12 protein-coding genes are annotated in these 8158 nt (G+C 58.5%); 5 read left to right on the top strand and 7 right to left on the bottom strand.

Annotation, left to right across the window (positions count from 1 at the left end; all coding sequences use genetic code 11):
* The 5 genes from M017_RS29600 to M017_RS0100055 all read left to right on the top strand — a co-directional run.
* Positions 1–551: dockerin type I repeat-containing protein (locus tag M017_RS29600; protein WP_035957523.1), on the top strand; the 551-nt coding region annotated here is incomplete at its 5' end.
* Positions 552–714: 163 nt separating this feature from the next.
* Positions 715–1137, top strand: a complete 423-nt coding sequence (locus M017_RS0100070) for a PEP-CTERM sorting domain-containing protein (protein WP_031494812.1) — start codon at positions 715–717, stop codon at positions 1135–1137.
* 1 nt (position 1138) lies between these two features.
* A complete protein-coding gene (locus tag M017_RS26030; protein WP_051669372.1) occupies positions 1139–1642 on the top strand; it encodes an ABC transporter ATP-binding protein in 504 nt (167 codons plus the stop codon).
* A 448-nt stretch (positions 1643–2090) separates the two neighbouring features.
* Positions 2091–2279 (top strand): hypothetical protein, encoded by a 189-nt coding sequence (locus M017_RS0100060; RefSeq protein ID WP_031494810.1) that lies wholly within the window; start codon positions 2091–2093, stop codon positions 2277–2279.
* 136 nt (positions 2280–2415) lie between these two features.
* Positions 2416–2652 (top strand): hypothetical protein, encoded by a 237-nt coding sequence (locus M017_RS0100055; RefSeq protein WP_162179784.1) that lies wholly within the window; start codon positions 2416–2418, stop codon positions 2650–2652.
* Between the two features lie 1989 nt (positions 2653–4641).
* On the opposite strand, the gene M017_RS28980 is transcribed toward M017_RS0100055, so the two are convergent.
* The 7 genes from M017_RS28980 to M017_RS30015 all read right to left on the bottom strand — a co-directional run.
* The gene (locus tag M017_RS28980) at positions 4642–4884 is read right to left on the bottom strand and encodes a hypothetical protein (RefSeq protein WP_155121130.1); all 243 of its coding nucleotides are present in this window, start codon (positions 4882–4884) and stop codon (positions 4642–4644) included.
* Between the two features lie 354 nt (positions 4885–5238).
* Positions 5239–5673 (bottom strand): hypothetical protein, encoded by a 435-nt coding sequence (locus M017_RS28975; protein WP_155121129.1) that lies wholly within the window; start codon positions 5671–5673, stop codon positions 5239–5241.
* Positions 5639–5923, bottom strand: a complete 285-nt coding sequence (locus M017_RS0100025) for a hypothetical protein (protein WP_031494803.1) — start codon at positions 5921–5923, stop codon at positions 5639–5641. Before M017_RS0100025 ends, M017_RS28975 begins: the two co-directional genes overlap by 35 nt.
* A 615-nt stretch (positions 5924–6538) precedes the next feature.
* Positions 6539–6853, bottom strand: coding sequence for an ATP-binding cassette domain-containing protein (locus tag M017_RS27195; RefSeq protein ID WP_051669371.1), 315 nt, complete (start codon positions 6851–6853; stop codon positions 6539–6541).
* Positions 6854–7015: 162 nt separating this feature from the next.
* Positions 7016–7351 (bottom strand): hypothetical protein, encoded by a 336-nt coding sequence (locus M017_RS30850; RefSeq protein ID WP_031494802.1) that lies wholly within the window; start codon positions 7349–7351, stop codon positions 7016–7018.
* Between the two features lie 220 nt (positions 7352–7571).
* Positions 7572–7991, bottom strand: a complete 420-nt coding sequence (locus M017_RS0100010) for a dockerin type I domain-containing protein (RefSeq protein WP_031494800.1) — start codon at positions 7989–7991, stop codon at positions 7572–7574.
* Positions 7976–8158 (bottom strand): hypothetical protein (locus tag M017_RS30015; RefSeq protein WP_035957514.1); only part of this gene is annotated, 183 nt, incomplete at its 5' end. The genes M017_RS0100010 and M017_RS30015, both read right to left, overlap by 16 nt.

Genomic DNA, 8158 nt, shown 5'->3' with positions numbered 1-8158 from the left:
CCGGGACCGACGACAGATGGTTCCGAATCATCGTCACTGAGAACCCCACGCTCCGGATTCCGTTCAACATCAACTTCTATATCGGCCAGACAAAGACGCTGCCAATCCTGACTTCGGGATATCCGATGCAGCCCCTGAAGGGAATCCCGAATCCTCCGGGCCCGATGCAGCTCAGTCTAGTGGGCGTGCTGCCGCCGGGACTCTCGTTGGTCCAGACCGATCCGGATACCGGACAACCCACATACGGAAAAGCTCTGCTGACCGGCAAGCCGACGACGGTGGGCAGCACCACGCTGGTGTTCTACGCCGAGAACGGCATACAGCCGCGGGACGTTCATTCTCTGACCGTGCGCGTGACGATCCCCGGCGATGTAAACGGGGACGGGAAGGTGAGCTGCGATGACGTGAATTTCATTACGGCACGGTACGGGATCCGCCGCGGCCAGGAAGGCTACGACTACAATGCCGACTACAACATGGACGGCGTGATTGACGTTCGCGACACAGCGCAGGTAACGCCATATCTGCCGGCCGGCACGAGATGCCAGTAGCTTTGATTCAGACAACAACAAGGAATTGACATGAAGACACTCTTCCAGCTTGCTTTTGCGGCCGCACTCCTGACGGGGGGCGCCCAGGCTGCGACGATTTACATAAGTCCGGTACCGCGGGGGGATCAACCCCGGTGATTCGTTCGACATTTATCTCGGCGTTGTGTTCGATAAGAGCGCCGATCCTGCCGAACAGATTATGGATTTCAACTTCGACATTTCATTCTCCGCCGGACTCACAGCCGGAAGCCCAGTGGAACTCGGCTACTTCCGCGACAACGGCGTATTCTTCTATGTCAGCCAGGGACCGGACTGGATCACCGTCAGCGACTTGCTTTCGGGTGGCGATTCGCTGATGACCGATGACATGCTGTTCAAAATTCCGTTCCAATACATTTCCTCAACAGAGGGCCCGCTGTTTGTGACGATCAACGAAGAGTTCACGTTCCTGGATGGTCCGGACTTCGTGCCATTGTCCTATACGGTGTCCTCGACGACCGCCCCAACCCCGGAACCGGCGACCTTTGCTCTCGCGGGCACAGCGCTGGCTGTGCTGGGATGGAATCGAATCGCGCGGAGGCGGTAGAGTGAGCCGGACTGAAGACGCGATCCAAGTGGCCGGAGTGACGAAGGCGTACCGGTCGTTCTTCCGGCGCAACCCGATCCGGGCGCTGAACCAAGTCGATTTGAAGGTGCGGCGCGGAGCTGCATTCGGACTTGCAGGGCCCAACGGAGCGGGAAAAACCACACTCATGAAGATCATGATCGGCGCGGTACGGCCGAGTTCCGGAAGCGTGGAACTATTCGGATGGCTGGCCCGAAGCGCCGGCGCCGCCCGCCTCGTGGGCTACCTTCCAGAGACCTGCGCTTTCCCGCCATACCTCACTGCGCGCCAACTGCTCCAATTCCACGGCAGACTGATGGGCCTGGGCGGACGCCTAATCGCAAATCGCGCAGCCGAACTGTTGGATCGAGTCGGGCTCGCCGATTGGGCCGATGTACCTCTGGCGAAGTATTCGAAAGGCATGGTGCAGCGGGCGGGAATCGCACAGGCGATGCTGCATGAGCCAGAGTTGCTGATCCTGGGATGAGCCGACGGACGGTCTCGACCCTGCCGCGCGAGTTCTGGTTCTTGACCTTCTGCGTACTCTGAACCGGTCCGGAGTCACGCTTTTCATTAACTCGCACCTGCTCGATGAATTGCAGTCCCTGTGCGACGAGGTCGCGATTCTGAAATCATGGTGGGAGATCGTGAAGGCGGGAATGCCTCGCCTCCGCAGCTCAGGCGGGTACGGTGCTGACGCTGAGCGCCGTGCCAGCCAATGTGCTGCTTGCTCTTGCTCTTCGATCACAGCCCGGTGTGCGATGGCGACAGCGGGGGCCGGTGCGGCTGCATTTCACTTCGCGGGTGGACCTGGATTGGGCGAATCGAGACAGTTCAAAACGAAGGTGAAGGGCAGATCGAATCTCTAGCGCCGGCAGGAAGATCGTTGACGGAAATGTTCCTGTCCGCAACAGCCGCGAAGCAGGGGTTCGTTCATGACCAGCCAGATGTTTGCATTGGTGGTGGATACGATTCAGGAGGCTCGCGCCCGAAAGGTGATTGCGGCGCTGCTGCTGAACGGAACTCTATCGATCGCGGCCTTGTTTTGGATTCTCCGGACCTACCCTCTCTCGGGACCGACCTCAATGGTCACCTTGATGAGTCACACGACTATCGATATCTGAACGCGCAATGGGTAGCGCGGGGTATTTTCGGGAATGCATCGCTGATCGTGTATTCGGTGCAGCTGCTTCTCTGCCTGATGGACAACGATGAGCCTGGTGCCCAGCCTGCTCGATCCTGCTCGCAACGCGTGGGATCGTGTCTCATCCGCTGTCGCGCGCTAGCATCCTGTTGGGCCGCTTCCTAGGGTGCATGGTGCTCGCGGCCGGCAGTTTGGTCTATACGTTCCTGGGAGCCTGGCTAGTGACCGGGCTGAAGGTGAACCTGTGGCACTGGCCCTTCTTCTTTGGAATCCTGACCACCCTGTTGCTCTATTGTTCGCTGTTTGGCGGCCATGGCTGTCGCTTCACCTGCTGTCTACATCGCCCACCCTGAATGGCGAGTGGCACAATTGGCAATCGGGATGTTCAACATCGCGGCTTCCAGACCGAACCGAGTTGCACGGAATCACGGGGCGGCGGATGGCTATACCCCTCGATGCTGTTTGTGTCAGGTCTACTCCCAAAGGCAGCGGAGACGGCGCACCTAACAAACGAGTAATGTCCAGACGGCTCAATTTGTAAGCGGGTCGCCTCTCTGGACATCCGGGCTGTTCGGCGCCGCTTGCCTGGCGCTGGCGCGTGGGCGGTTCTCCCGCAAAGATCTGTAGCCTGCCGTGAGTGCGCATCAGATCGCGCTGGCAGGGGGCGGAAAACAGATGTGTTTTCCATCGCCGAGACGAGAAAGAGACCATTGAATTGGTTCTCGCAGCAGCCGGTTGCCGGAAGGCGCGGAGGGCTGCTGCGGATAGAGGGCAGACCGGGGCGGAGGACCCTGATTTTTGATCCGGCACTTCTTGAGCCGATGTACACTTGATAGCTTGCAGCGCGTCTACGCAATTTTGTTGTTACTAGCAACCAGTTCTGGACTGGTTACGCCGCTGCTCTCGTTCGAGCCCGAATCCAAACTTCCTGCCTGCTGTCGACGGGGATGGCAAACATCATTGCTCGATGGATGGGGCATGAAGAAACAATCGCAGCTTCCGGTCCGGACCAGTAGTTACAGCAGGCGCTGCTCTCTGCCCGCTCTATCCTACCGGAGCAGCACTCCAGCTCACACAAAGTTTGCTGTTGTAGCGGACTCGACACCTCTCGATTCCCTTAGCCACTTGCGGTTCCGCGATCGTTCAGGATGAGGCAATCCTCCCCCACTCGCCTCGCCTCGGCCTGCCCCAACCGGACGCGGACCGCGAGCTCCTCGCATAACATCCACACTTTTCATTTCGAGGTATGGCCTCGTCTCAGCTTGTTCGTGTAGCTGGCTTCTCTGCATTGCGTTCTAATGCCTGAGATGTAAGTGCTTCTGAACAGTTCACCGTGCGTCTTGTACGACGCGCGTGCAACGTTGTGTATCACAGTACACAGCGAACCATACCAATATTTGAGTTCCATAAGGAGTGAACTATGCGAGGATTTCCTGCAATTTTGTGTTCCTGTTTGCCACAGCCGGACTACTTGCCGGTCAAGACGGCGAGGCGGTCATGCCGATGCAATGAAGCAGATTGGCCCTGCCAACGGGGTGCTTGGAAAGAAGATCACTGCAAAGGATGCTTCGGCGGCAGAGGATGCAAAAAAGCTGCAATCGTTGTTTGCAAGTACACGAGGTTTCTGGAAGGCGCGCAAAGCCAATGACTGGTGGTACGGTTTGCAACCGGATGGCTTTCCGGGGGAGCCTCCCTGTTGTTGCTGGCGGCCACTTCCGGTTTGCGTTGCGGGCGGTCTGGCCCGCCCAAGGAATTAGGAGGGGGGGGGGGGGGTATCTCCCTCCACATTCAATGAATCTGGCGCAGACCACCCCCCCTGCGGGCGCGGCTGCACGCCCGCAACCAAGCGGATAGTGGGCCGCCAGGCAGACCAACAGGGGAGGCTCCGGAAGCATCGGTTGCAACCGTACCACGTCATTGGCTTTGCGCGCCTTCCAGAAACCTCGTGTACTTGCAACAACGATTGCAGCTTTTTTGCATCCTCTGCCGCCGAAGCATCCTTTGCAGTGATCTTCTTTCCAAGCACCCCGTTGGCAGGGCCAATCTGCTTCATTGCATCGGGCATGACCGCCTCGCCGTCTTGACCGGCAAGTAGTCCGGCCTGTGGCAAACAGGAACACAAATGCAGGAAATCCTCGCAGTAGGTTCACTCCTTATGGAACTCAAATTGGTATGGTTCGCGTGTGTACTGTGATACACAACGTTGGCACGCGCGTCGGTACAAGACGCACGGTGAACTGTTCAGAAGCACTTACATCTCAGGCATTAGGAACGCAATGCAGAGAAGCAGCTACACGAACAAGCTGAGACGAGGCCATACCTCGAAATGAAAAGTGTGGATGTTATTGCGAGGAGCTTTCGGCGGTCCGCGTCCGGTTGGGGCAGGCGAGGCGAGGGTGGGAGAGGATGTCCTCATCCTGAACGATCGCGGAACCGCAGGTGGCTAAGGAATCGAGAGGTGTCGAGTCCGCTACAACAGCAAACTTTGTGTGAGCTGGAGTGGCTGCTCCGGTAGGATAGAGCGGCCAGAGAGCAGCGCCTGCTGTAACTACTGGTCCGGACGGAAGCTGCGATTGTTTCTTCATGCCCATCATCGAGCAATTGATGTTTGCCATCCCGTCGACAGCAGGCAGGAAGTTTTGGATTCGGGCGTCGAACGAGGAAGCAGCGGCGTAACCAGTCCAGAACTGGTTGCTAGTAACAACAAAATTGCGTAGACGCGCTGCAAGTATCAAGTGTACATCGGCTCAAGAAGTGCCGGATCAAAAATCAGGGGTCCTCCGCCCCGGTCTGCCCTCTATCGCAGCAGCCCTCCGCGCCTTCCGGCAACCGGCTGCTGCGGAGAACCAATTCAAATGGTCTCTTTCTCGTCTCGGCGATGGAAAACACATCTGTTTTCCGCCCCTGCCAGCGCGATCTGATGCGCCACTCACGGCAGGCTACAGATCTTTTGCGGGAGAACCGCCACGCCGCCAGCGCCAGGCAAGCGGCGCCGAACAGCCCGGATGTCCAGAGAGGCGGACCCGCTTACAAATGAGCCGGTCTGGACATACTCGTTTGGTTAGGTGCGCCGTCTCCGCTGCCTTTTGGGAGTAGACCTGACACAAACAGCATCGAGTGGTATAGCCATCCGCCGCCCGTGATTCCGTGCAAACTCGTTCGGTCTGGAAGCCGCGATGTTGAACATCCCGATTGCCATTGTGCCACTTCGCCATCAGGGTGGGCGATGTAGACAGCAGGTGAAGCGACAGCATGGCCGCAAACAGCGAACAATAGAGCAACAGGGTGGTCAGGATTCCAAAGAAGAAGGGCCAGTGCCACAGGTTCACCTTCAGCCGGTCACTTAGCCAGGCTCCCAGGAACGTATAGGACAAAACTGCCGGCCGCGAGCACCATGCACCCTAGGAAGCGGCCCAACAGGATGCTAGCGCGCGACAGCGGATGAGACACGATCCACGCGTTGCGAGCAGGATCGAGCAGGCTGGGCACCAGGCTCATCGTTGTCATCAGGCAGAGAAGCAGCTGCACCGAATACACGATCAGCGATGCATTCCCGAAAATACCCCGCGCTACCCATTGCGCGTTCAGATATCGATAGTCCGTGTGACTCATCAAGGTGACCATTGAGGTCGGTCCCGAGAGAGGGTAGGTCGGAGAATCCAAAACAAGGCGCGATCGATAGAGTTCCGTTCAGCAGCAGCGCCGCAATCACCTTTCGGGCGCGAGCCTCCTGAATCGTATCCACCACCAATGCAAACATCTGGCTGGTCATGAACGAACCCCCTGCTTCGCGGCTGTTGCGGACAGGAACATTTCCGTCAACGATCTTCCTGCCGGCGCTAGAGATTCGATCTGCCCTTCACCTTCGTTTTGAACTGTCTCGATCGCCAATCCAGGTCCACCCGCGAAGTGAAATGCAGCCGCACCGCCCCGCTGTCGCCATCGCACACCGGCTGTGATCGAAGAGGCAAGAGCAAGCAGCACATTGGCTGGCACGGCGCTCAGCGTCAGCACGTACCCGGCCCTGAGCTGCGGAGGCGAGGCATTCCCGCTTCACGATCTCACCATGATTCAGAATCGCGACCTCGTCGCACAGGGACTGCAATTCATCGAGCAGGTGCGAGTTAATGAAAAGCGTGACTCCGGACCGGTTCAGGAGTACGCAGAAGGTCAAGAACCAGAACTCGCGCGGCAGGGTCGAGACCGTCCGTCGGCTCATCCAGGATCAGCAACTCTGGCTCATGCAGCATCGCCTGTGCGGATTCCCGCCCGCTGCACCATGCCTTTCGAATACTTCGCCAGAGGTACATCGGCCCAATCGGCGAGCCCGACTCGATCCAACAGTTCGGCTGCGCGATTTGCGATTAGGCGTCCGCCAGGCCCATCAGTCTGCCGTTGGAATTGGAGCAGTTGGCGCGCAGTGAGGTATGGCGGGAAAGCGCAGGTCTCTGGAAGGTAGCCCACGAGGCGGGCGGCGCCGGCGCTTCGGGCCAGCCATCCGAATAGTTCCACGCTTCCGGAACTCGGCCGTACCGCGCCGATCATGATCTTCATGAGTGTGGTTTTTCGCCGCTCCGTTTGGGCCCTGCAAGTCGAATGCAGCTCCGCGCCGCACCTTCAAATCGACTTGGTTCAGCGCCCGGATCGGGTTGCGCCGGAAGAACGACCGGTACGCCTTCGTCACTCCGGCCACTTGGATCGCGTCTTCAGTCCGGCTCACTCTACCGCCTCCGCGCGATTCGATTCCATCCCAGCACAGCCAGCGCTGTGCCCGCGAGAGCAAAGGTCGCCGGTTCCGGGGTTGGGGCGGTCGTCGAGGCACCGTATAGGCAATGGCACGAAGTCGCGACCATCCAGGAACGTGAACTCTTCGTTGATCGTCACAAACAGCGGGCCCTCTGTTGAGGAAATGTATTGGAACGGAATTTTGAACAGCATGTCATCGGTCATCAGCGAATCGCCACCCGAAAGCAAGTCGCTGACGGTGATCCAGTCCGGTCCCTGGCTGACATAGAAGAATACGCCGTTGTCGCGGAAGTAGCCGAGTTCCACTGGGCTTCCGGCTGTGAGTCCGGCGGAGAATGAAATGTCGAAGGTTGAAATCCCATAATTCTGTTCGCAGGATCGGCGCTCTTATCGAACACAACGCCGAGATAAATGTCGAACGAATCACCGGGGTTGATTCCCCGCCGGTACCGGACTTATGTAAATCGTCGCAGCCTGGGCGCCCCCGTCAGGAGTGCGGCCGCAAAAGCAAGCTGGAAGAGTGTCTTCATGTCAATTCCTTGTTGTTGTCTGAATCAAAGCTACTGGCATCTCGTGCGGCCGGCAGATATGGCGTTACCTGCGCTGTGTCGCGAACGTCAATCACGCCGTCCATGTTGTAGTCGGCATTGTAGTCGTAGCCTTCCTGGCCGCGGCGGATCCCGTACCGTGCCGTAATGAAATTCACGTCATCGCAGCTCACCTTCCCGTCCCCGTTTACATCGCCGGGGATCGTCACGCGCACGGTCAGAGAATGAACGTCCCGCGGCTGTATGCCGTTCTCGGCGTAGAACACCAGCGTGGTGCTGCCCACCGTCGTCGGCTTGCCGGTCAGCAGAGCTTTTCCGTATGTGGGTTGTCCGGTATCCGGATCGGTCTGGACCAACGAGAGTCCCGGCGGCAGCACGCCCACTAGACTGAGCTGCATCGGGCCCGAGGATTCGGGATTCCCTCCAGGGGCTGCATCGGATATCCCGAAGTCAGGATTGGCAGCGTCTTTGTCTGGCCGATATAGAAGTTGATGTTGAACGGAATCCGGAGCGTGGGGTTCTCAGTGACGATGATTCGGAACCATCTGTCGTCGGTCCCGGTGCT

It is taken from the genome of Bryobacter aggregatus MPL3 (assembly GCF_000702445.1).
Classification (GTDB): Bacteria; Acidobacteriota; Terriglobia; order Bryobacterales; family Bryobacteraceae; genus Bryobacter; species Bryobacter aggregatus.
This window is presented reverse-complemented; position numbering and strand designations above follow the sequence as displayed.